This is a genomic window from uncultured Hymenobacter sp. (assembly GCF_964243305.1).
Lineage (GTDB): Bacteria > Bacteroidota > Bacteroidia > Cytophagales > Hymenobacteraceae > Hymenobacter.
This window is the reverse complement of sequence record NZ_CAXTEF010000047.1, coordinates 1-24,764: the sequence shown is the minus strand read 5'-3', so window position 1 is coordinate 24,764 and position 24,764 is coordinate 1. Positions and strand designations below refer to the sequence as shown.

At 65.7% G+C, this 24,764-nt stretch carries 9 protein-coding genes; 3 read left to right on the top strand and 6 right to left on the bottom strand.

Annotated elements, in window-relative coordinates; all coding sequences use genetic code 11:
• Positions 1-266 precede the first annotated feature (266 nt).
• The 3 genes from ACFE70_RS18300 (at position 267) to ACFE70_RS18290 (ending at position 1,892) form a co-directional block, all read left to right on the top strand.
• Positions 267-746, top strand: coding sequence for a hypothetical protein (locus ACFE70_RS18300; RefSeq protein ID WP_375419230.1), 480 nt, complete (start codon positions 267-269; stop codon positions 744-746).
• A gap of 375 nt (positions 747-1,121) precedes the next feature.
• Complete coding sequence (locus ACFE70_RS18295; protein ID WP_375419229.1) at positions 1,122-1,679, top strand: CHAP domain-containing protein; 558 nt, start codon at positions 1,122-1,124, stop codon at positions 1,677-1,679.
• Positions 1,680-1,718: 39 nt separating this feature from the next.
• Positions 1,719-1,892, top strand: a complete 174-nt coding sequence (locus tag ACFE70_RS18290; protein ID WP_375419228.1) for a hypothetical protein — start codon at positions 1,719-1,721, stop codon at positions 1,890-1,892.
• Positions 1,893-2,383: 491 nt separating this feature from the next.
• On the opposite strand, the gene ACFE70_RS18285 is transcribed toward ACFE70_RS18290, so the two are convergent.
• From ACFE70_RS18285 to ACFE70_RS18260, 6 genes are all read right to left on the bottom strand, one after another.
• The gene (locus tag ACFE70_RS18285) at positions 2,384-3,229 is read right to left on the bottom strand and encodes a DUF6734 family protein (protein ID WP_375419227.1); all 846 of its coding nucleotides are present in this window, start codon (positions 3,227-3,229) and stop codon (positions 2,384-2,386) included.
• Between the two features lie 784 nt (positions 3,230-4,013).
• On the bottom strand, positions 4,014-4,289 hold the full coding sequence (locus ACFE70_RS18280; protein ID WP_375419226.1) for a hypothetical protein: 276 nt from the start codon (positions 4,287-4,289) through the stop codon (positions 4,014-4,016).
• Positions 4,282-5,628, bottom strand: coding sequence for a hypothetical protein (locus tag ACFE70_RS18275; RefSeq protein ID WP_375419225.1), 1,347 nt, complete (start codon positions 5,626-5,628; stop codon positions 4,282-4,284). Before ACFE70_RS18275 ends, ACFE70_RS18280 begins: the two co-directional genes overlap by 8 nt.
• 203 nt (positions 5,629-5,831) lie before the next feature.
• Positions 5,832-6,380 (bottom strand): hypothetical protein, encoded by a 549-nt coding sequence (locus tag ACFE70_RS18270; protein ID WP_375419224.1) that lies wholly within the window; start codon positions 6,378-6,380, stop codon positions 5,832-5,834.
• 3 nt (positions 6,381-6,383) lie between these two features.
• A complete protein-coding gene (locus ACFE70_RS18265) occupies positions 6,384-14,012 on the bottom strand; it encodes a SpvB/TcaC N-terminal domain-containing protein (RefSeq protein ID WP_375419223.1) in 7,629 nt (2,542 codons plus the stop codon).
• Between the two features lie 241 nt (positions 14,013-14,253).
• Positions 14,254-24,522, bottom strand: a complete 10,269-nt coding sequence (locus tag ACFE70_RS18260) for a neuraminidase-like domain-containing protein (RefSeq protein ID WP_375419222.1) — start codon at positions 24,520-24,522, stop codon at positions 14,254-14,256.
• Positions 24,523-24,764: the final 242 nt, after the last annotated feature.

The window sequence follows — 24,764 nt, the reverse complement described above, 5'->3', positions numbered from 1 at the left end:
AGCAAGCAAGCAAGCAAGCAAGCAAGCAAGCAAGCAAGCAAGCAAGCAAGCAAGCACCCGCCCCAGGCCTGGAAGTTAGGGCCACCCGCCCCGGCTGTCCACCGCTCGGAGCTGTCAGCCACCCACCACTGGCACTACGCCCCGCGGACCAGGGGCGGGCCCACCGGGGCGGAACTGCCTGCTTACCCTCGTCTTCACCTATTTCCTAGTTCAACAAATCCTGCTTCTTACCCTCCTACCCTTACCCTTACCCTTACCCTATCCCTATGCAACCCCATTCCGATACTCCCGCCCGCAAGGGCCCGCGCATTCTGCTCATGGTGCTGCTGGCCATCGGGGCCTTTTTCGCCATGCCGCCGCTGGTGCGCTGGTGGAACCCGGCCGCCGGCGCCTTCGACGTTGGCACGCTTAACGCCCCGGTGCTGGCCGCGCTGCAGTTCTTCGCCGCCGTTTCCATGGCCTTCGTGGCCTGGCGCTTTCTGTTTCCCGTGCTCTACGCCTACGTGCGCGAGAGCATGGAGGAAAAGCTGTTCGAAAAGCTCACCGCGGACCTGATAAGCCAGCTGCCGTCCGCCGAGCTGGCGAATGCCAACTCTATCTTTCACGCCGCCGAGCGCCGCCGCATCGCCCAGTTTCAGTTTCTCATCCGCTGCGTGCGCTTCCTGTTTTCGCTCCTACCCTTCTTCGTTTTCCTGGTGCTGGCCACGCGTATGGTCAACAGCGCCCTCACTATCGTGCCGCACTAGTCAGCGCAGAGCCGGCATCAACTGCTGCCGGGCGTAGCACCGGGGGCTGATGAACTTCTTTAAGCGGTTCCTAAGCAATTCGCCCCTGTTCGCCAGCCGAATCAGCGAGCGAAAGCTGGCCGCCGCAAACTCAGATAGCGCATTGACCCCCGCCGGGGGCTCATGCCTGGTCAGGGCAGGCCGACGCCGGCGGGCCGGTTCCATCCGGGGACAGCAGAGGCCAGTTGGAATACCAGCTCCAGAACTGGTAAAAACACGCTTCCTGCAACCCACGAGCAGCGCTAACGAAACTGCAACTATTGCCCGGGATTCTACCGGCCCAATGGCCGGCGACGCGGCGGAACCACTTCAAGGCTGAACCTAAACTTATAGAAGATGACTAGAAGCATAACTCTGGCGCTGCTGGTAGTCCTTGGACTGCCCGGCCAGGCCCAACCCAGCACGCAGCGCCTGAAACTCAAGCAGGTGTACACTTCGCAGCTCTACGTGCGTGAGGCACATAATCGTAACGACGGCCCGGAAGTAGAAGCCTACCAGCGGGGTGGCGGCGGACAGCCTAACTCGGCCTGGTGCTCGTGGTTCGTGAGCTGGTGCTTTCGCCGCAGCGGCGTTCGTACCGCCTACTTCGGCCGCGCCCGCAGCTGGTTCGACGCGTCGCACGTGGTGCTCAACCACGGGCGTCAGGTGCCGAGCCAGCCCACCCCGCAGCCGGGCGACGTGGTGGGCTACGAGTGGGGCCACCCGGCCGTCTCCCACGTCGGCTTTCTCGACCTGTGGGGCGTGGCCGCCACCTGCCAGACGGTTGAGGGCAACACCGGCGGCGGGCGCCAGAGCCGCGACGGCGACGGCGTTTATAAAAACTGGCGGCTGAAAAGCCAGGTCGCCTACGTGGCCAACGTGATTGATAATCCAACTTATCGCCGCGGCGAATAAGCCCAATATGCTATGGAAGCTGACGCCTTACCCGTCCCCTTGCCCGGTCCGCGGTCCGGCACGGCCGCTGACTTACGGCGCGAGCTGCTGCTGCACGACCGCCACGCGGCCCTGGCGGCCCTGGCGCGCGCCCAGCTGGTGCGCAAGCTGGCCGAAGCCGAGGATCGCGAGGCCGCGGGCGCTGCCCTGCCGCCGCCCATCCCCCGCGGCTGACTTTAGCAGATTGCGGCTCCTGGCTATTGCCACCCGATACTGCTGCCTGCTGCTAGTTCCTTGGGCATGTCTCAGCTCGGGCCGGAGTTGGCGCTTGACCGGAGTCACAGAATGGGATAGGCTGAGCCGGATTACTGGCCTGCCAGGGGCTAGGCCGTCGGGCAGGGCACGGCGTCAGCCCGGACCTGATGCCGGCCGCCGGTGGAGCGGGTTTGACCTGACTGCGGCAGTGCTGGCAGTTGGGTGGCGCTAATCGTTCGTATGTCGTTAGCTGGCACCCGTACAGGGCTCTCAACTGCTTGCCCGGTGACGTCTACGACACGGTTCCTACCCCGAAGCGGCTTGCCGCCGCACCCACGGTCGGGCCGGGTCGGCCGGCAAGCCTTTGAGCGGCCAAAGATGGACAAACAAAAGCGGACGCCCATTCGGGCGTCCGCTTTTGTTTGTCCAGGCAGGTTGGTTAGGCTGCTCGTAACGATAATTTACGTGGATTACCCCGCCAGGCTAAGAGCCCGCCGATGATAATCAGAGTACTCCTGAGCCACCCGCTTCTTCAGGTTGCGGACGCTCTCTGGCTGCCGCTTACTGTCGCCGAGCAGGTGCGTGAAATAAGGCGACTCGTGCTCTGACAGCACGTAGCCAACCGCCAGCCCGTGTTCGTAGCAGTATACGCCAGCAAAGTACTGCTCCAGCAAAATGTTGAAATCGTAGAAGGCCCCGCCACCCTGGGCGTGACGCGCGGCCAGCGCGGCGAACATGGGTTGATTGGCCGGGTGGGCCATCGTCTCAAAGGCCGCGTCGCAGCACGCGTGGATGGCGGCCAGGTGGTGCCCGCCGTAGAGGCCAGCGTTGAGGGCCCGCACCTTGGGGCCGTGTTTAACAGCGTGGTCGCGCACGAATTCAGGCAGATACCCGGCCTGACGCAGAAAATAGGCTACCACGCGGTCGTAACAACTGAAGTCGTCCTCACTGCTCTGCGCCAGGATGGCGGCCCCGGCCAGGCGCGCCGGCAGCGGGGCCCACAGGTAGGCATCGAGGTCAATGTGCACGAACGGTTCGGTCTGGAGGCGGTAGGCCTGGAGCTTGCTGGCCATCCACAGGTGATGCGGGTAGGCGAACTGGTCGAAGACGACGTGGATTTCGTCGAAGGGCAAGCGCAGGCGCTCGAGCAGCTGGGCCCCGCGCGAATCGGTATAGAGCGCGACCCGGCCCAGGTGGCGCTTGGCCAGCAGCACGCTTAGCACACAAGAACACCAGAAAGCTTCGGCGTCGGGGAAGCCGCCGTGGGCATTATGGGTATCGAGGAATTTCGTGCAAAGAGAGAAAACAGCTTTCATTAAGGTTCAAGTAGAAAAGCACAAGGTTGGGAGCGGAAACTGAGACGTCTTTTCTACTAATGCTCATTGCCAAAACATTACTAAAAGCAGTAAGCGAGGTAGAAGTCGCGGCTGGATTGAACCCGTAAACATTAGCAAGTCTAAGTGTTCATGAATCAGGTATGAACATTGGATACCGTACTTGCTCCGCATGAAAGGCGCTTATGACGCTAAAAAGGCCAGTAATAACTTCAGCGATAGTCACCCAGCAGGGCTGACTGCGCCGACCAAAGGCAAGGAAATCAAAGTCAAGCTGGGTGCTAGCCTCGTAGGCCAAGGGCTGGGCGGAAGAGGGGCCTGTGGGCGATTAAACTTGGGGAATGACATTTCCCTTAATAATATAATATTCTGCTTATCCAGCAGGGCCGTCTCGTGCAGCAGGCGTAGGGGCGAACAGCCGTAGGCCGTGCGGTTGCGGTTAGGGTCAGTGACTAGCCGCGCCTGCAACAAGCGGTAGTCACATTGAGCCGTAGTCTGATGGCCTAGCGCGTCTCAGGTGTTGGCTCTGCTGCTCGCGCACGACGTTGCCGTTAGCATCGTAGCTGTAGGCATAATTGACTGTACCAATCTGCACGCTTTGCAGGTAGTTCGTGGTCTTTGCTCCGTAATCGAACCGCCGGGTAAAGCTACTCGCGCTATTAGCGCTGGTGTGGCGCAGTTGCTCGATGTTGCCCAGCAAGTCGTATTGGTGCTGTTGGGTGTAGCCCGTGGTGCTGACCGCGCCCTCACTTCTAGTGCTGTCCTGCTAGGGTGTGGCCGCCGTGGGCTGGTTCTCGCGCCCGTTGGCCGACAAGAGCCGATAAAGGGCATCGTACTCGTAGAGGCGCATTAACTCCGCCGCGCCGCCCACTCCGCTTTGGGGCGTTCGCTCCTGGGTCTGGCTGATGTTGCCCGCCAAGTCATAGCCGTAGCCCGTGTCCTGGCACACCGTGCCGTTCACCGGCGTGAGTGTTTGGCCGCTGGCGGTATAGCCCTCGGTGCGCAGGCGCAGGAGCCGGAAGCTTACTGCATCATTAGGCATAGCGGGTCACGAGGCCGTTGCCCCGCGCCAGCAGCAGGCGCTGCCCGCGGGCGTTGTAAGCCACGCGCTCGACCAGCACCTGCCCGTCCAGGCGCACCTGCTCCAGCCCCCCAGCCCGGTTGTAGCTGGGCACAAGCACCGGCCGCACCCCGCCCGCCCCCGCCTCCTGCGGCAGGGTCAGGCGCGTGGCCCGGTTCAGCGCGTCGTAGCGCGTGCTGGTCTGGTAGACGCGCGCCGCCAGCCGGTCGGTCGGCGCGCTCACGTCGTTCCAGTGCGCGTTGTAGCCTGCCGGCAGGCTTTGCCAGTTCGTCCCGGCCTGCACGCCCCACTGGGCTGTGAGCACGCTGTCGGCCACCACCTGCCGCTCCTTTTCCAGCACGTTGCCCTTGAAGTCGTAGCCCAGCACCCGCACCAGCCCCGCCTCGTCAAAGTGCCGGGTGAGCTGCCCCACCGTGTTGCTGGCCGGCGCGGCGGCCGTGTTGGCTCCGTACTCCAGGCACTGACGCCGGCTGACGGCCTCACCCGTCTGGTCGCGCGCCCAGGCGTCGGTGGGCCGGCCCAGCGCGTCGTAGGCGTGCAGCGTCAGCGCGCCCTTGGCGTCCTCGCCTTGTAGCGGCTGGCCGGTTCCGTCGAAGAGGGCCCGGCGCACGCCCCCGTCGAGGTGGCGGGTCCAGAGCACGTTGGCGCCGGGGTCGTCCTCGCCAGCTTTAGGCCGCAAATCATACACGTGCTCGAAGCTCACACGCCGGTACGCATCCATCACCCGTGTGCGGTTGCCGCGCAGGTCGTAGAAGTACTCCATCATAACTTCCACCAGCGGCCCGCCGGCCGCAACTGGTTCGAGTCGGTCTTTGGTGCGGATGACGCGGCCCAGCGCGTCCACCTCGGCGCTCTGGGGCGTGTACCAATGCGCGGCCACGGCCGTGGCCACCGGCTGGCCCCGGTGCGTTTCGTTGGCCAGGTCGTTGGCGTCGTAGGTGTACGACTCCCAGGGCGTGGGCGCGAATTCGGCCAGGGCCGTTAGGTTGCCGGCCAGGTTGGGCCAGCCATAGAGGACGCGCTGCTCAGTGCCGTCGGGGTTGAGGGTGAGAATGACCTGGCCGCGCGGGTCGTAGAACATCTGCACTCGCTGCCCCTGAGCGGCCGCATCGGCGAGCACGAAGTCGAAGCCGGTGCTGAAAAAGGGCTCGTACTTCTCCACAACCCGGCCCTTGTTGTCGTACACCTGCCAGCCGCTTACCACGACGTTGACCTTAACCGGGTCTGTATTGCGGCGGCCCAGGGCGGGCTTGTTCGTCGCGGTGGGGTCGGCGGGCAGGCCACTATCCCCGAAGCTCACCTCACCAAAAAGTGTCTCTTCCGCCTGGGCGCGGGTTTGCAGCAGCCGGCCGAAGCCGTCGCTGTACTCGGCCTTGACCAGCAGGGCACTGGTGGCACTGACCTTGTAGCGATATCACAGCCTTTACGCCGCGTACACCGTCACCTGGTACACGCCTGCGGCAGTTTATCTCCGCTATGGTTTCTGGTATATTGGAAGGAGCCTTACCAAAGTGGTTGTTGCTTTAGTGGAACGGGTGCTCTCAACCCGCCTTGGGGTGTTATCCCATGGTGAAGACGGAGTTTGTCTTCGATGAACTCTGGCAGGTAAAGCGACTGACGAGGCAACCCTCGTAGGCTTTCTGGAGATGCAGGGATATAAATAGGGGTATTATTTGTATAATCTACCAAAAAATATTGCGCATCAGGAGAGAAAATAAGCTCCTGAGACTTTTCATCTATAAAGGGTGGTGGTTCAGCTCGCCAATAATATACAGTGCTTAGCTGGTCTTGTACCAAGGGCAAATGGCCAATTATTGGCCATTTGGATGCTTCAGGCATTAGTAAAGGAGCAGTTAATAATAATGAACAATTATATATTAATCTTATATCAGTAAACGACTCAGAGGATAAGACATCATAGAATGCAAAGCGGCTTAGTCCATCTAGGTTGCGAGCATATGTATAATAGCCCGGCGCAAGGGCTACCTCTAGGAATGACCCTGGCTCAATCTCAGGCATTAAGTTTTTACGCCGAGCTAATTTATTGCGCATGGTTTAATTGCCGGTATAGCCGGCTTTGGGTCCGAAATTTTTATTGGAAAAGAAATGAAATATACGGCCGGCCGGGTTATCCTTACCCACTCCACGTATTGGATTACCCGAAGTGCCGTTGTCTGAAATAGCGCCTTTATAAAAATCGATAAGCTGCTGCTCACGTCCTCGGATGGCTAAATAACCCTCCGGGCCAACCTTTTCCCTATCTATGTTTAATGAGCCGGGGGCAAATGATGCAAACTTGTCTTTATCTCTCCCACTTCCATACCTTTCGCTTAGCACTATTTTTGATGCATCGACATCTGCTGGACCAGCCGTCCGCCCAGAATAAATCCGCCCACCAATATCAATAGTTTCCCCTTTCCTGGGCCCTTTTGTGAACGTGTATTTTGTACCAGCTTTAATTTGCCAAGTGTAAGTAATCCATTTCAAGTCCTGCCTGCCTGCTCTTTTATCTGTAGTTGTCTCGGGAGCAATAATTGCTGGGTCAGTCGTAATCCTACCCGTTGACATTAACTCATCGTTGTATGGCTTCAGAGCATCTTTTCTATCTTTTTGAGAAGCTCGCTTAGCTGCTCTATACTCGATAGCAAAACTGATAATGATGACTACGAGTACGACAGCCGTAATAATCAGACCCACGGGCGCGCCAGGGCCTGACGCAGCGCTAGCTCCGGCACCAGTGGAAGCGGCTGTCGCCAACTCTGCCGCCAGCACCGCACCCGCCCCGGCGACAGGTGCCCCAATCAGCGCCGCCCGTCCCATACTACTCCCCGGCGTCTGGTCTACTTGGGGCGTTTTAGGGCCCGTGACGGTAACACCCCCAAGTTGGACTGGGTTAGTGGGGCTGCCCACCGGCGCCTGCTGGCCGGTGTCCTTATCGGCTTCGAGGCCGTCGATGTCAACGGCAATGATGGGCTTGTTGCCCGCGTACTGGTAGGGGGTGTAGTAGGCGTACTTGGCCGCCAGCGGGTCTACGCTCACGAAGCGGCAGAGCCAGGGCGCGTAGTAGCGCATCCCGTAGTAGTAGAGCCCGCTTTCTTGGTCGCGCTCTTTGCCGCAGAAGCGGTAGCGATGCTTCTCGTGGGCCCCGAAGCTGGTTTCGCCAAACGGGTAGTACTCCTCGCGGCCTACCACGCCCCCGCTGCCATCCACCGTGCCCGTGGCGCTGCCCAGGTGGTCTTCCAGGAAGTAGAGTTCGGCCGGGCGCAGGTCGCCCAGGTCGGGCCCTGAGCGGCGCTGGTAGAGGCAACTCGTGCCGTCGAGCACGCGCAGCCGGGTCTGCACGGCCGTGCTCGTGCCCGCGCTCACCTCGTAGCGGTATTCCAGCCCCTGCGCCGCGTACACCGTCACCTGGTACACGCCCGTGGCTGTTTGCGTTATCTTCTTCGCCCGCTGCCCGCCCGCATCGTAGAGATAGTAGGCCAGCAGGGTAGGGACTGTGCCCGCCCCGGTCCAGGTGGCAAACTGCCGCAACTGGTCTGATGCATCCCACTGAAAGTGCCGCGTGGCATCCTCCTGGGTCACGTTGCCTACCGCGTCGTACTGGTAGCTAATCGTGTCGGCCCCGGCCTGCATGGCCTGCAGGCGGTTGGTAGGCGCCGTGTACTGAAACTGCCGCGTAAAGCCGCTGGCTCCAGTATGGCGCAGTTGCTGGATGTTGCCCAGCAGGTCATAAGTGTACTGCTGCGTGTAGCCTGTAGTGCTGGCCGCGCCCTCCGAGCGAGTGCTGTCCTGCCAGGGACGGCCGGGCGTGGGCTGGTTTTCGCGTCCGCTGGCCGAGAGCAGGCGGTAGAGGGCATCGTAGGTGAAAAGCCGGTCGAGTTGGCCAGCGCCGGCCACGCCACTTTGCGGGGCGCGCTCGGCGGTGGCCGTGATGTTGCCGGCCAGGTCGTAGGTATAGCTCGTGTCCTGGTGGGTGCTGCCGCTGAGCGGGGTAAAGGTCTGCCCACTGGCCGTGTATTTTTCTGTGCGCAGCCGCCGCAGCCGAAAGCTCACCGCATCATAGGTATAGCGGGTCATCAGCCCGTTGCCCCGCGCCAGTAGCAGCCGCTGCCCGCGAGCGTTGTAAGCCAACTGCTGCACCAGCACTTGACCATCGAGCCGCACCTGGGACAGCGCGCCCGCCCGGTTGTAGCTGGGCAGCAGCACGGGCCGGGCTTCCTGCCGGCCCGGCTCGGCGGGCAGCGTCAGCCGGGTAGCCCGGTTTAGGGCATCGTAGCTGGAACTGGTCTCGTAGCGGCGCGGGGCGAGGCGGGTAGCCGCCGTGCTTAAATCATCCCAATGCGCATTGAACCCACCCGGTAAGGCGCCCCACCCGGTACCCGCCGCAATGCCCCACTGACTGGTGAAAACCTCATCCGCTACAACTTGCCAGCTCTTTTCCAGTAGGTTGCCCTTGAAGTCGTAGCCCAAAAACTGCTGTCGGCCGGCCTCGTCGTAATGCTCGGTGAGTTGCCCTTTATTGTTAAGCGCGGAATCGTTGCCATACACAAAATGCTGGCGTTGGCGCACCATCTCAGCCGCTCGGTCGCGGGCCCAGGCGCCAGCCGGCCGCTCCAGGGCATCATAAGCGTGTAGCGTAAGCGAGCCTTTCGCGTCGGTCCCCTGCAACGGCTGCCCAGCCCCGTCAAAAATGGAAATGCGCTGACCTCCATCGAGGTGCTGCGTAGCCAGTACGTTGCCCTTCAGGTCATAGCTGTGACTAAAAGCTGTACGCCTGAATGCATCGGTAATGCGGACGCGGTTGCTGGTCAGGTCATAGGCATAGGCCATCTCTACTTCCGAGGGCGTCCCGGTTGGTGCCGTACTGCCTAGGCGGTCCACGGTCCTTACCACGCGGCCCAACGCATCTACCTCGGCGCTTTGCGGCGTGTAGACGTGGGCTGCATTAGCGCGGTTCTGGCCTGGATGGGTGAGGTCGGCCAGGTCGTTGGCGTCGTAGCTGAACGACTCCCACGGGGTAGGCTCAAATGCTTCAAGCGCTCCTAGCCCTGCGGCGCTGGGTTTGCCAAAGATGGTGCTTTGCTCGGCGCCGTCGGGGTTGAGGGTGCGGATGACTTGCCCCCGGGGGTCGTAGAACATACGCACGCGCTGCCCCCGGGCGGCGGCATCGGCAAGCACGAAGTCGAAGCCGGTGCTGAAAAAGGGCTCGTACTTTTCCACGACCCGGCCCTTGTTGTCGTACACCTGCCAGCCGCTTACCACGACGTTGACCTTAACCGGGTCTGTATTGCGGCGGCCCAGGGCGGGCTTGTTCGTCGCGGTGGGGTCGGCGGGCAGGCCACTATCCCCGAAGCTCACCTCACCAAAAAGTGTCTCTTCCGCCTGGGCGCGGGTTTGCAGCAGCCGGCCGAAGCCGTCGCTGTACTCGGCCTTGACCAGCATGTCGCTCTGCGCACTCACCGCGTAGTGCTGCTCGCGCTGGGTCGTCCTGACCCAAGCCGGCTGCCCGAGGCGGGCGAAAGCGAAAAAGTCGTACTCCAGGTACGTGCTGGCCTGGTAATCCGGTACCAGCCCGGCGCTGGCGGCCTCGGTCTTCACGTCGCCCTCGCCGGCCCCGAACTTGCCCAGCAGGGCCGTCTCGCGCAGCAGGCCCAAGGGCGAGTGGCCGTAGGCTGTGCGGTTCAGGTTAGGGTCGGTGACCAGCCGCGCCTGCAAGAGGCGGTAGTCGTAGCGGGCCGTGGTCTGGTGGCCCAGCGCGTCGGTGGTCTGCACCGGCAGTAGGGCGTAGGCGTCATACGCCACGCGGCTCACCCGCTGCGGGCGGGTGCCCGTGGCCCCGGCGGCCGTGCCCAAGGCGTCGAGCAGGGCCACCACGAGGCCGTAGCGGCGCGCGGGCGGCGTAGCCAACTGAAAGTCGTACTGGCGGCGTTCGGCTACCTGGTAATAGCCGCCGGGCACGTATTCGGCCGTGCTACCGAGATGGTAGCCCGCCGCGCCGCTAGGGTAGGCTTCGGCGTAGGCCCGCTGAAAAGCAGCCGGGTACTCGGCGGGCCACGGGCTGGGTTGGCCGGGTTGCAGTAATAAAGGCACGTCGGGGCCATAGGCCTCGGCAATGCTTTCGGGCGTGAGAATAAGTACTTCCGAGCGCGTGAGGGCCCCATAGGCGCCGAGCCGCCCAAACTCCCGCCCCTGAAAAGCGTCCCCATCGTAGTACTGAAGCGAGTGGCCGAGTAGCTTGCGGCCGACTTTGGCCTGGGTCGCCTCGGTCTGGGCGTCGGCCAGCAAGTCAAACACGCTCAGCGTGGTTGTTTCCGTGAGCAGTTCCCAGGAAGTGCTGCTGACGGTGCGGTCTACCAGGTACTGCCCGGCCGAGTCGTAGGCGTTACGTTGCGGGCCTTCCTCGTAGCCCGCGTGCTGGCTCACGGAGTAGGACACCAGCGCATTCGTGGCCAGGGCAGTAGCGCGGTCCCAGCCGCGGGGCAGGGCCACGCTGAGCTGGCGGCGGGCCTGGCCGTAGGCGTCGTAGTCGGCCGTAAAGCTGAACTGGGTCATCGGGTCATCGCCCCGCTCCCACTGCGTGGTGCGCTGGGCCCGCCCGTGGGCAAAGAAGATGGGCTGCGGGCTCCTGAAAGCTGCTCCTCGCCGGCCCGCCGGGGCCTCGGAGGCGCCGTCAAACACGAGCCAGGTATCGACCAGGCCAGCGACTACGGGGGCCAGGCCCCGGACCTGGGCCAGGCCGGTCAGGCTCTCGGTGACGGTGTAGGGCCGGTCCTGCCGGGCCGAGCCGTCGCGCGCATACAGCTCCGTGCGCAGCGTCGAGCCGCGCAAGGTGCGGATGGCGTCGCGGCGCTGGCGCCGGGGCAAGCCGCGCAGCAGGTCGAGCATACCGGCCGGGCGACTCAGCAGGCTCGGGTCTCCCGCCCAGTACTCGCCCGTCAGGTCCAATTCCCGCCACTCTCCGGTGCCGTCGCCGACGGGCCCGAGGTGAAACCAGGTACGCGTCTCTAAGGGCGGGGCAAAGTAGCCCGCCGCCACCGGCAGCACGCCCCCGGCCAGGGCTGGGGGGCCGGCAACGGTACGGCTGAGCAGGAAGTCGGCGCCCGCAAAGTCCGCCGCAGTCCAATCGCCAGTAATAGTGGTGCCGATACTTGGGCTAGTCAGCCCCACCCGAGGAGGCACCACTATCTCATCGACCACGAAGTCAGTGGTAAAGTCTTCGCTTTCAAACTGCCCCGGCACGCGCACCAGCGGCACGCTGGGGTCGTCGGCAAACAAGCCGTCGCGGTGGTACTGCTCAAAGGTCTGGGTGTCGCGCTGGTCCACCCGGCCGAAGCCGCGGAACTCGCGCTCGCCCCCGTCCCAGTAGCCGTGATGATAAGCGTACTCGGTCGTCATCTTGCCGCCCGAAAGCCGGTCAATCACCTCCACGTGGCTTACCACCTGCACCGGGAAGGGCAGCGGCGTCTGCCAGCGCGTGGCGGGCTTTTTCTGGTCGGCCAGGTAATAGGCCGTTGACGGCGCGTAGCCGACCCGGGTGAGCGCGCCCAGCTGGTTGTCCATCTGGTTGAGCACGTAGGGCTTCACGCGGCCCGTCAAATCCAGAAACAGGTACTGCTGCGCCCGGCCCACGGCCTGCGCGTCGCGGGTCCAGAGCACGCCGGCTACGCCCGTGCCCAGCAGGTCGGTGATGCGCACGGCCGAGGCGTCAGTGATGGGCGGCGTGCCGGTGATTTCGATGGGCGCCGACCAGCTGTTGCCGCTCTGGTTGAGCCAGAGGGTAATCTTGTTATTCTGCACGTAGATGAAGTCGTCGAGCCCGTCGCCGTCCACGTCGCCGAGCAGCACGTGGGCCGGGTTGTAGCCGCGCGGCAGCACGGGACTGTTGCGCATCGTCAGGCGCTGGCCCCAGCGCCCCCGGCCCAGGTTGGGCCAGTACTCGACGCGGCCGCTGTGCACCATGGCGATGCACTGCAAGCCGCTGCACAGGTGGGCCACGCGCACGCGGGCGTCCTGGAAGCTCACGCTCGGAAACGCGCCCAGCTCGCGCCTGGCCACCTGCGGGCCGGCCACGAAGCCCTGCTCGGGGTCGTGGTAGAAGTACTCGAAGCGGCTGCCGTTGCGCAGCACGTCGGTCACGCCGTCGCCGTCGAGGTCAAGCAGGCGCACCTCGGGGTCGGCCAGACTGAAGCTGGGCTGCTGCTTGTATTTGCGGAAGGACTGCCGGTCCCACTGCCCGTTCTGATTTAGGGGAAAGTAGCCGGCCAGGCCGTCGCGGCTGACCAGCAGGTCGGGCTTGCCGTCGCCGTTGGCGTCGATGAACTGCACGGCGGGGTCGGCCAGCTGCAAGCCGCCGGGCGCCTCGCGCATGGGCCGGGGCTGGTCGAAGCGCCCGCCGCCCAGGTTGCGCCAGTAGCGGGGCGCCGCGCCGCCGAGCTGCACCAAGTCGGGCAGGCCGTTGCCGAAGATGCTGATGAGCTCCAGGTTGTCGTCGGCCAGCGAGGTGGCGGGCAGCTCCCCGCCCACCGGGGCGAAGCGCTGCAAGTCGGGCGCGAACGACGAATAGCCGAACTGCAGCGGCGGCATGGCCTCGGTTTGCTCTCCGGCGGGCCGGCCGGCATCGTGGCCCAGCACCTGCACCTGGTGCAGCAGCGAAACCGCATTTTGAGCCTGGGCAGCTTCGGGGTGCTGGTCAGCGTAACCCAGGGCGTAGGTTTTCACGGCTACCCGGTTGCCGTTGCGGGCGGGCTCGGCGGCGGCCAGCGGGTCGGTGCCGGCGGCATGGCCGGCGGGCAGGTCGGCGGTTTCCGGGTGCGTGTAGGTTTGCACGCGCACGCAGCGCCGGGTCGTGCGCCGCTCGAAGCCGCTCTCGTAAGTTGAGAAGGGGTCGGGCCGGGTTGCCGAATACGTAAACTCGACGCTGAGCAGGTAGCGCTGGGGGGGCTCCCCCCCTCTCCCATTCGGGGCCCGGTAGTCGCCGTAGCGGATGTCGCGCAGGTAGGTTTGCTCGTACTGGTGTGGGCCGGCCGTGACCGTCTCACGGTGGTAGCGGTAGATAATCTCGTTGCCGAACGGGTCCACGGTGCGCGTCAGGTGCCAGCCGAACACGCGGGCCGGGTAGAGCGGGTCGGCAATGATGGCGTGGTTGCCGGGATTGGCCCGGTGGTCCGGCGTGGTGACGGGCTCGGCTTCTGCGCCGTAGTAGCTGACTAGGCCGTCCTTGCTCCACACCTGCCAGTAGTTGCGGCCATCCAGGTACTGGTAGTGCTCGATGCGGGCGAACAGCCCCTCGGTGCGGGGGCGGTACTGGGTCTTGGAGCCGATTCGCTCCGGCGGGCGGGCTGCGGAAAACAAGTCGGTGCGCCCGATGGGCACCAGGTCCTCGGCGCCGGAGAGGATGAACACGTCCTGCTCGTCGTCGTAGCGCGGGATACCCTTGCTGGTTTTGCGCATAACCCCCGGCACGCCCAGGTTCCAGCCCAGGCCGAAGGCCGAGTTGCCGGCGCCCGTGCTGTAGCCCAGCGTCAGCTCGGGCTGGAACCCGTTGCGGCCGGCCGGCAGGGCCAGCGGCACCGAGAAGTTGCCGGTGCCGGTGAACAGGTCGGGCGAAAATTTCTCGCCCAGGCCACTAACGGCCCCGCCGCCCTTGGGCAGGGAAATGGCGCCGGCTCCTGATTTATCACTCATGATGGATGCGTCGTAGAATAAAAACGAAAGGCCGCGGCGGGCTAAGTGCCCCGCGCCGGTGGGGCACGGGGCGTGGAAAGCCGCCCGCTTGGAGAATAGAAAGAGGATACCAGGCGCCTGAGCGGGGCCGGGCCGGGTTGAATGGAATTGCGCCAGCGGGGAGGCTGGGCAGAGGTAGCCGAGGGGCCGAGCGAACGAGTCGGCCTGGCCTAACTCGCTTTGCTGCCCGACCCCTGATGGGCTACAGGATGTACGCCGGGGCGTCGCCTTCTACCTCCAGAATAAGGTAGATGTCATTGACCAGGCCGGCGGCCAGACGCTCGCGCAGGCGGCCGGGGGCCACGGTGAGCACCCACTCGCCGGCCGGGGCGGCCCCGAGCAGAGGCACGAAGCCCGCCGCGTTACCAGTGTAGAGCGGGCCGGCGCCGGTGCCGGTGCGGGTGCTGATGAGCCCGTACTGGTTGGTGAAGGCCGCCCCGCCGGTGCCTGCCCCGCGGGTCAGGCGCACCTCCAGGTGGCTGCGGTCGGTGAAGCTGCCCTCCTGTTGGTCCACGTCAAGCGGGGCATCCACGTAAAGCGAAAGCTGGCTGACGCGGGCGTTGCGTAGATTGCGCGGCAAGTCGGCAGCAGTTACTGGCAGGCGCACCACGTACTGGTCGGCCGGGGCCAACTCGGCGGCGTGGTGCAGGTCGTACCACTGGTCGGCAAAGCGGTTGCGCAAGCTCAGGGCGACCAGCTGCTGGCGCTCGGTGCCCAGCTCCTGCACCACCTGCCGGGCGTAGTCGGCGCTTTCCAGGGCGGTGTAGTCGAGGCTGACGAGCACGTCGGCGATGGCCGAGTAGTCGAGGTTCGCGTTGCTGGCCGGCGGCATGGCGAAGGTCCAGGGCACGTCCACGCCCAAGCCTTCAAAGGGATACAGCAACTCGGTGGCCTGCTGCTCCAGCTCGAAGAGGCCGGTGGCGTTAATGGGCGAAGTCAGGCTCACCGACTCGGACGGCCGCGGCAAGGTCAGAGTCTGAAACGGCGCGCCGCCCACCACCACGCGGGAGTTACCCGCCGTGCCGAGCTTGGCCTTGATGCCGTCGGTAGGCGGCACCAGCGCGATGATGGAGGTGCGCACCCGCCGGATGATGCGCAGGTACTGGCCGGGGAAGTCCTGGTCGAACCACTCGGGCTGGCAGGCGAAGGCCAGCACGCCCGTCTCGCGGAAGCGTACGAACTCGGTGGGGAAGTACTGCGCCAGGGAGATGGTCTTGGTCAGTTGCAGCTTGCGCCGGTTCGTCTCAAAAGCGTACTGGTCGAGGCGGGTCAGGTCCTGGAGCAGGCGCACCGAGCCGGTCAGGCCCTTGCGGTCGGTGGCCGCCGTGGGCGTAACCTCCGTCGCCGCAGAGCCGTCGGCGGGCGGCGACCAGTAGTCTTCCTGCACCATTTCGGCCGGGGCCTCCTGCCGCTCGAAGGCCAGCTGCAGCTCGGCCGTGCGGGCCGTGGCCGTGGCCTGCTGCAGGAAGTAGCTGTAGGCGCCCTCCAGGATCTGGCTCATCCAGTCGTAGAGCTCGGCGTTAGTGAACTTGGTGGTCAGGAAGTTGAGCACCGATTCTGCGTGGTCGAGCTGCAGCTCCGAGATGCGCTTTTCCTGGCCCACGATGCGCAGCCGGTCCTCGGAGAGCCGGATTTGCTGCTGCCCGATTTTGATGTCCTGGCCGGCCAGGTTGCGCTGGAATTGCCATTCTTGCTCGCGGCGCTTATAGCTCGCTTGCAGGCCCGAAATCTGAGCCGTGGTGGCCGCAGCCGCAGCTACAGCGTCAAAAGCAGAGGCTGCACTAGCTGTACCAAGGGACAGTACGGCTTTACCGATATCCGCTGCTCTTGCTGATGCAGCCAACACACGTGCTACTCCTTCTACGCCAATAGCCACTAACTGGGCTATTTCCCAACCGATAAGCCCTTCGCCTAATAATTCCTCGTACTGGTTCTCCATTATCTCGCTCCGCTCCAGTTGCAACTCGGCCAAGTCAATTCCGTCTTCCGCCTCCCGCGTCCGCAAGGTTTGCAGTTGAATGGTGGCTTTGCTGACCGATATGTCCTGCCGGGCCTTGAGCAGGTTGTAGGCCTCCGAGTCCCGCTTTTCCAAGGCCGACAACAGCGAGGCTTCCGCCTGCTGGGCCAGCGAAACCAACTGCCGCGCCCGCTCGATGATGTAGGCGTAGCGGTACTGCGTGGCCGGCACGACTAGGCGGCCCGTGCGCACGAGCCGGCCGTTGGCTTCGATTGCTGGCAAGCCAGTTGTCGTATCGGTCGGTGCGGCGTAGGGGTCTAGTTCCCGCTGAATACCGGCAATGTTGCGGCAAGTGCGAATCTTGTAGAGGTTCAGTTCCGCCTGCAGTAGCAGCGCCAACGGCACCGGATTGGTGGGTACGCAGAAGTTGGCGCTCAGGAACGGCACGTAGGGTCGCAGGCGGCCGGCCGGCAGCGCGGGCACCGGCGTCGGGCTAGTAGTTGACGGGCTGGGCTCCAGTCCGCAGAGCGTCACGTAGCCGCCTTGCAGCGCGTCGAGTTGGCCGTTCACCAACTCCCAGGCCTGAGTGAAGGCGTCGGCCCAGCGTCGATTACCGGCCTTCGCTTCCGCGAAAAGCCCCAGCAGACCGCGGTTAGCAACGCCCCCCACGGTGGCCTGCCGTAGCACCTGCTCCAGCACAGCCCGTTGGTTGACGCCAGCCAGCACCGTTTTCAGCGCTCGCCACTCCGGCAGCCAGGCCGCGGGGATAGTGGCATCCACGGGGTCCAGCAGGCTGGCGCAGTCCGACACCGTGTTCTGAATTATCTCCTGCCGGAGCAGCCGCGCGGCCAACTCGTAATAGCCGCGGGCGCGGGCTACCGACTCGGCCGTGTCGCGGGTGAACTCGCTATCGGCATAGGCCAGCAGGCAGCGCACCACGCTCATCACCACAAATTGCAGGTGGGAGTCGGCGCGCAGCCCCGCCAGGGTGTAGGGATTGTTGGGGTTGTTGAGCCAGGCGAAAACGCTGTCGAAAGTGTTCGGACTGTTGTTAATTAAAGCTGGGTAAACCAGCCGCTGCGGGTCAGGTGCCAGCGAGGGTGCCAACCGGGTGTAGTCGTACACTAGGCGGAAGTAGTGCAAAGCCAAGTCGTAGTTGCGGCCGCGCACCAATTCCTGAGCCAATAGGATAGGCAGGCTGTAATAAGCCTCGCTGACCAGAGTGTTAACGAAGCTAGACGCTCCCAACGGGGTAACCACGTTGGCGGCCGTCAGTTTGGCGCGGCGCTCACTGAGGGCACTGGTAGTAAGCGGGCTGAAGAGCGGCGGGAGGGAAGGCAGCGGACCGCCGAGTAGGCGCGTGGCTCCACCCCCAAGAGCTAAGGTGACAGCTCCTGGCACCGGTTCCTCATAGGTGCGACTGATATCACCGTAGCAACCTATTACCTCGTTGGGCGCGGCAATAGAGTCCGTTGAACTTAGCCCGCCAGCAGTACGAAGGGCAGGGCCAACAAAGTAGTACTCACTCGTTGACGCGTACTCCGTAGAGGTGACCGCGCTGATGGTGTTGGTGGAAGCTAACGGCTGATTACGGTCACCTGCGTATATCCATTCGTTGCTAAAAGTAGCGATGTCCAGGTCTAGCTTGTAGGTCTTGGGGGAGTAAGAAGAACTGTTGGCCTGCTGTCGCCTGCGGTTATAATAAATGGTTAGTTTGACATTAGACAAGTACATGGACTGGGTGCCCGCCGTCAAGCGCACTCCCACAGCGGGCACTACTAGGTCGTTGTAGCCCTGAGGCATGAGCGGCAACAGCAAAGCGTTGTTCGGTGAGTCGCTGGTGTGAATGCCGTACGTGAAGCTCATTGGGAATTTATCACCGTAGCCGTAATCAATCGCGCGTCGAATGTTGGCGACCACTGCACTGAACAGCTGCTGGCGAGGCCCGGCTTTGAAGTATGTTGTTTGGGCCGTACTCCCTGTCCCCGTCACTAAGGTGGCGGCAGGTGCCCGCAGGGCTTGGTTGACGATGTACTGGTCCGAGCTACTGGTGTTCGTTAGGGACAGCCATGTCGTGTGCAGGTGCCAGTTCGCATCGTAGCTGGTTTGGATTGCGGCGGCGCAGAAAACGCTTTCGTTGCTTTGGCGCACGCAGGCCAACAGTGCCACGCTGCCAACTAAGCAGAACGTACGGGTCTGCTCAAACGCTACCCCCGTGCCTTGGGCGTCGAGCCCAACGAAAAACAGGTCCACGTGGTAGGAGGAGGCCGAACCAAGAACGTTGTCCAGACCTAATCTCGTGTCAGGACCGGCACTCGTGCCGGCGCCATATACCGGCTGCGAATAGGGGAAGTCGGTATACAGCGGCATGTACTTCTTCCGCAATCCCACTATTACCGGTGCCCAGGTTTCGGCCGCGGTATGCGCCAGCTGCACATTGTCACCATCCAAAGTGTCTGTATCAGCAGGACCCAGTCGGGTGTAGTCATCGTCCCAAATAAGCGTGCGCAGGCTCATGCGCTGATAAGCGAGACTCATGCGCCGATACCAGCTACCGGTGACCGTATTTTTTTGCTCATCCAGCACTAATGCAAACACGTAAACGTAGCGTTCGCCATCAGCCGGTTGGTATACCGTCGCCCCGACTAACCGCCCGACCAGAATTGCTCCCGGCAGACGCACCCAGCGGAAGTTGTTTTCGGCTGCCCCCGAGGTGTCTAAGGCATGAAGATTCGCATAGGCGGTCTGACTAGCCGCCAGCGCTACCTGTATGCTCACCGGCTGGCGGATGCCAGCAGCCTGAAAGCCGTCAGCACTTACTGAATCGAGGGTGGTCTGCACAGCGGCCCCCACTTTTAGGGTTCCCATATCAGTGAGGAACTCCTGGTAAGCGTCCATGTAATCACGAGCCCCAGCCGGGGTGATGCGCGCCGCTTGCCGCAGGTCGCGCACTGTCTGCTGGAACTGGGAGCTTTGCCCCGGCTTAAGGGCGGGCAGCAGCACGTTCTGCGGGTACAGGTACAGGAACATGAGCGAGCGCCAGCGCTCGTAGGAACTCAGCCACTGCCAGTCCTGCTCGAAGGTGGTGCCAACGGTGGTAAGGGTCAGGCCGTTGGTGGGAATACCCCCCCGCAGGTCCAGGAAGATGCGTTGCAGCACCTCCATGCCCTGCGCCACCCGTGTGGTGTGCTGGCAGCAGGCAATCTTGAAGTCCAGCAGGTAGCGGTTGCCAAGCCACTCGAGCTTGCTCTCGGAGCTGTCGGTGGGCGCCCCAACCTTCGCCGCCAGCAGCGCGTCGCGCAGCAGCGGCAGGTACTGGTCCTCGGCGCTGCGCACAGCCTGCTGCTGGGCGGCCGTGACGGCCCGGGCCTGGTCGAAGCGGGCCTTAAGGTTGCGCTGCCACTGGCGCCGCTCGCGGGCGGAGCTGCGCCAGGGCTGGGCCGCCAGCGAGACGGTTTCGGCCTGGGGCTCGCGGAAGTACAGGGGGCTGGGCGTGAAGCCCTGGTCCATCTCCTCGCGGGTCCAGTCGCCGTACTGGCGCAGGCGGCGCTGCTGCACCAGCAAGTGCAGCATTTCCGGGGTGCGCTCCGCGCTGGGGTTGTCGAGCTGGGCCACCAGCAGGTCGAGGCCGGGGCCGGTCAGGTGGAGGCGGCGCAGGGCCGCGCTCACGTCCACGTTGGCGTGCAGCTGGGCGTGCAGCTGCTGCACCTCCGCAGGGGTGCTGTTGAGCAGGTTGGCTGCGAAGGCGTACCGGCCGCTACGGGCATCGTTGGGCCGGGCGGTACTTGACAGGTTCAGGGCCCTGCCCCATTCCGCTTGCAGGGTGTCGTACCAGAACTGCACCAGCCCGGCCCGCCGCATGTACAGGTTGAAGGCGGGGTTTAGGTAGGGCTTGCTGGCGTCGGCGACGGCCGGCTGGTACACGTTGCGGCTGCGCTCGCCGGCCTGGCGGAAGTCGCCGGGTACGAACTGGTCGGGGTCCAACAGCGGGCGTTGGACCGTCAGCGCCAGCGCCTGGCCCCAGGCCGCGCGGCCGGCGGAAGGGGCGCGCCACTGCACGAGGCGGTGCTTGCGCGTATGGATGAGCTGGTCCAGGGCAGTACCGGTTCCCAAGGCAGTTGCGGCCTCCTGCGCCAGCCAGGAGCTGGTGGAGGGAGGAGTGAAGGGCGCCGCCGGGTCGCTGGGCGCGACCACGCTCTCAGCCACGTAGGATTGGCGGTAGGCGACGGCCCGCTTCCAGCCGAGCGTGAGCAGGGCGGCCAGCTCCAGCCAGAGGCTGTCGCTGGCTTGGGTCAGCACCTGAGCCCGCAGCGCGAGCAGGCGCTCGGCCTCCGCCGGGCGCAGCATGAGCGTCTGCTCGACGTAGCCGACGGCCGCCGCGTGCTGCTGCGGGTCGTTCTCGCTCAGGTAGGCTTCCCAGACATCTTCTAGCGCACCGAAGGGGGCTGGCACGGGCAGCGCCGCCGACGCCGGGTCGAAGCGGTTCGGCTGGTAGGCGTAGGCCAGCATCGCCGCCAGCTGCTCGTCGGCGGTGGGCACCGCCCCAGCCGCGGCCGGGGCCAGCGGGCCGCGGGCCAGGATGGCTTGGCGCTTGGCCAGCAGCTCGGCCTGGCGGGCGCGCCAGAGCGCGCTGGCTTGGTCACCCAGGCCGGCGTCGGGCAGGTCCAGCGGGGTAATTTCGTCGGGGTCGATGCGCGGCAGGGTGGCGGCGCTCAGGCTGAACTCGGCGGCGCGCGCCCGCTCCCAGCGGCCGGCCTGCGGCTCGTTCAGGGCCGGCTGGAACAGCCGCGCGCCCAGCGTCACGGGGTTGCCCGGCGGCAGCTGCTCCTCCACGGTCCAGGCCGACTCGAAGCGCTTCTTAACGGTTTGGCGAATGAGGTCCAGCGCCTCCTCATAGTCGGCCGCGGCCGGGGGTAGGACCCGGCTCAGCTGCCAGAGCTCGTGCAGCCGCTGCAGCGCCTCCAGGCTCAGCCCCAGGCTGGCCATCGCCTCGGCGGCGAAGCCGCTGGCCGCCGCGTCGCCCGCCGCGTCGGCGTGCAGCCGGGCCAGCAGCTGCGTGCCCGTCAGCCCCGGACCGTAGCGCTGCTCGATGAAGGTGCGGCGCCAGGGCACGCGAGTGGCGCTGAAGCCGGGGTCGCCCGTGTACGTGAGCGAGTGCCGGGTCAGGGCGTCGAGGAGCTGGGTTAGCGCGGGGGCCGCGGCGGCCGGCGGCGGAGCAGTGGCCCCGGCGGGGTCGGGCGCCGGCGAGGCCGGGTCGAGCAGCTCGGAGTTGATGCCCCGGTAGTCGCCGGCGCCGTAGGCGTACGAATTATAAACGTGAGGCGGGTACACATCGCCCTCCGCCGGATTCGCGGCGGAGAGCAGGCCGGGCACTAGGCCGGTTTGCAGAAAGGCGTAGCGCCGGCGCCAGAGCTGGTAGGCGCGGTTGCCCAGGTCGGCCTGCCCGCGCCGCAGGGGGCGGAAGTCGTCGGGGCCGAGCAGGTCGGGGTCCACCAGGAAGGTAAAGCCGTTCCAGCTGGGCTGGGTGTGCGCCCGCAGGGGCTGGCTGGCCGCGGCGTCCTGCGCGAGCCAGCCGGCTTCGAGCGCCTGCCGGCGCCCGGCCGTCACGGCCGGCAGCACGGCCAGGGTGAAGGTCGTCGCCGCCACCGCGCCCGTGAGCTGCACCACCACCGACCCTTTCAGGCCGCTGCCGTGCTGCGGGTGCAGCAGGGCCGTGAACGTGCCGGGGGCCGTGGCGGTGCTCGTGCTCGGCAGCAGGTTGCCGCGGGCCACCACGCTGTCCTCCGACCGCTCCCCAACGTAGGCTGTCACCTCGGGCGTCGTAGCGGCGCTCGTGGCGGGAGTTACCTCCAGGGAGAGCAGGCCGTCGAGCCCGGTGTTGCGGGCCCAGTCCAGGCCCTGCAGGTTCCAGCGCGTAAGCTTAACGGTGCCGCCCTCGTTGCTGGTGGCCAGCAGCAGGCCGGTGCTCAGCGGGTCGCGGGCGGTGCTGGCCAGGCCGAAGAGCTCTTCCAGGTTGGCTTCCACCGCGTCGAGCGGGCGGGTGCCGGCCAGGGCCGCGGGGCTGAAGCGGTCTTGCACGGCAAAGAGGGTTTCTACGGGCAAGCTCAGGCGCGCCGCCAGCGCCGGCCGGGTCAATTCGGTGGCCGCGCGCACTTCGGCCAGGGAAGTGCCCAGCGCCTGCAACAGCGCCTCCAGCACGGCCTCGACGTAGGGCCGGGCCTGCGCTACGGTAAGCGCCGCGCCCTGCTCGGCTGCCGGCAGACTGCGCCAGTGGGCCTGCATGACCTCGATGGCCAGGCGGTAGCGGCACACCGGCTCGTCGGCCGACTGGCAGCTCACGCTTAAGTCGCAGAAGGGCTGGTAGAATTTGGTCTGCAAATCCTTGACCGCCACGCTAGCCGGACCAGTGGCCGTCTCCTGGCGCAGGTTGCCGGTAGCGTACTTGAGCAGCGCGGCCAGGTAGGCCGTGGGCCCCACGGCGCTGCGGCAGGCCGGGCAGTCGCACTGCTCGCCCGCCGCGTAGGCCAGCACCGGACCGGCGAGCGCGGGATTAAAGGCGGGCGCAATGGTGTGGCCCGGCAGCTCAGTGACCAACTGCGCTTCCGCCGCCCCGTCGGTCGTTGCGAAGGCCATCCCGTCACCGCCGGGAGCGGGCTCGGCGCCCTGGGCTTCCTGGCTGGCTAGCCGGGCGCTGCCTTCATCCAGGCTGGTTGCCGCGGCCGCACTCAGCGCCAAGTCATTCCCGCCGGCCGGGCCGGCGGTAGCCAGGTCGGCGGCGGCCAGCAGCCCCAGGGTCTGGCTTAACGCCTGCACGGCCGCCGTCTGCTCGTAGAAGGCGGCGGCCTGCGCCCGCCCGGCCTCGTCGCCGAGGTCGGCGCTCACGCGCTCCACGAACTCGGCCTGGCTGGTGGTGTCCAGCAGCTGGGCGGGAGAGGAAAACCCGCTGGCCACGACCTGCTCCAGGAAGGGAGTATCGGGCGAGACCACCTCAAATTGGGCCAGTGCGTCGAGGCGCTGCACGGCCCCGGCCGTGGCCGGGTCGGCGAGCAGCTCCGGGGCCAGCGCGCCGAGGCCGCCGGCCTCGCGCACCGCCCGCAGAGTGGTCAGGTGGTTGTCCGCGAGCAACTGGCTCAGGGCGCCCGGCAGCTCGCCACTTAGCTGCGCCACTTCCGCCGACGCGGCGTCGTCCGGGGTGGCCGTCAGGTCCGTGGCAACCGGCAACTCAGCGCCGTCGGCGGGAGGCAGCAAGCCCACCATCAGGGCGGGCTCGCCGGCCAGGTCCTGGCCGGGTGGGTACACGGCGACCTGCAAGGTGAAGGCGGCCTCCGCCACCGCGTCGGCCTCGTTCAGGTAGCGTGCGCGGGGCACCAGCAGGCTGAAGCGCCCGTCGCTGTCCGTGCGCAGCTCTCCGAGCAGCTGCTGGGAGAGCTGCTGCTCGGTGCCGGGCGGGTTGGCCGGCACCTGGGTCAGGCGCAGGGTGAAGCCCGCCAGGGGGGTGCCGTAGGCCCCCAGCAGCTGGCCGCGCACCACCACGGGCGGCAGCGCCGGCGCCGCAGTAATCAACGCCGGGGCCTCGGCTTGCAAAAAGCGCTGCGTAGCGTCTTGAAACAAGGCGGCCAGCGCGTAAACGAAGGGGTGGTTGGCCGGCAGCGCCACCAGGCGCTCGGCCAGGGTGCCGGCCTCGGCGCCGGCCAGCTCGGCCACGGTGGTCAGGGGCGGCTGGCCCTCGGCGGCGGGCGCGAACAGGGCTTGCACGCTGGCTTGCAGCTCGGGGGCGAGGGTGGCCACCAGGCGGGTGGTTAGCTCGGCGTCGGGGTAGTTCTGGGCCATTACCTGCCGGGCCGCGGCCCGTAAGGAGCCGAGCACAAAAGCCAGCAGTGGATTGTCGGCGGGCGGGGCGGGAACCCACAGGTCCCGGGCCAGCTCGTTGAGGGGCAGTAAGCTGAGGGTGGGCAGCGAGTCAGCGGGCCGGTTGGCCGCCAGCTGCTGGGCCGCGGCGGCCAGCGCGTCGCGGTGGGCAATATCAGGCTGCGCCGCCAGCAGGCGTTCCCCCCGACCCTCGCGGTCCAGGCGCAGCTGCACCTGCTGCTGCCAGGCGCCCGTGAGGGCGGCCCAGAAATCCGCCGTGAGCAGAGCAGCTGGCTGGGGGCCCGCATCCGGCAAAGCCAGGGTGGCGGCAAAGTCGGCCGCCGTGACGCCGCGGGCGGTCAATGCCTCCACCAGGGCGGCGAGCACGGGCTGGGCATCAGCCCTGCCCCGGGCCACGTACTGAGCGGAGGTTTCGTCGGGGGGGCCGGCCGCCGGCAACGCGGCGGCCAGCAGCTGTTGGGCGGCGACATTGCCCCGGAAGGGCTCGGCCGCGGCGGCCGGCGCCAGCGCCAGGTACTGGGCCGCGGGGAGCAGCCGCCCCTGCTGGGCGTAGAAGCGCCGCGCCAGCTCGGCAAAGGGCTGCCAGGCCGGGGCAGAGTAGTGGGCGATGAGGGATGACCAGGTAAGGGGGGGAGACGAAATCATGAAAGGAACTGAGAAGAGAGTTTTGCCAACTGGCGGGAGAAGTGAGGGACGAAGCGAGCTGCCGCGGGGAAAGCGCGGAGCGCAGGGCGCCAGAAGCTGTCTGGGGGAGCGCCCGGGGGAGTGTTCGGGGAGAACTAGTAGCCCCAATGGGGCCCCGGTCGGGTTTCGGGGCCTTGTTCAGCGCCGAGACATCCGCGACGCGTCCCTGTGCGTCGTCGTCACGGCGGAAAGGCCCCTGGCAA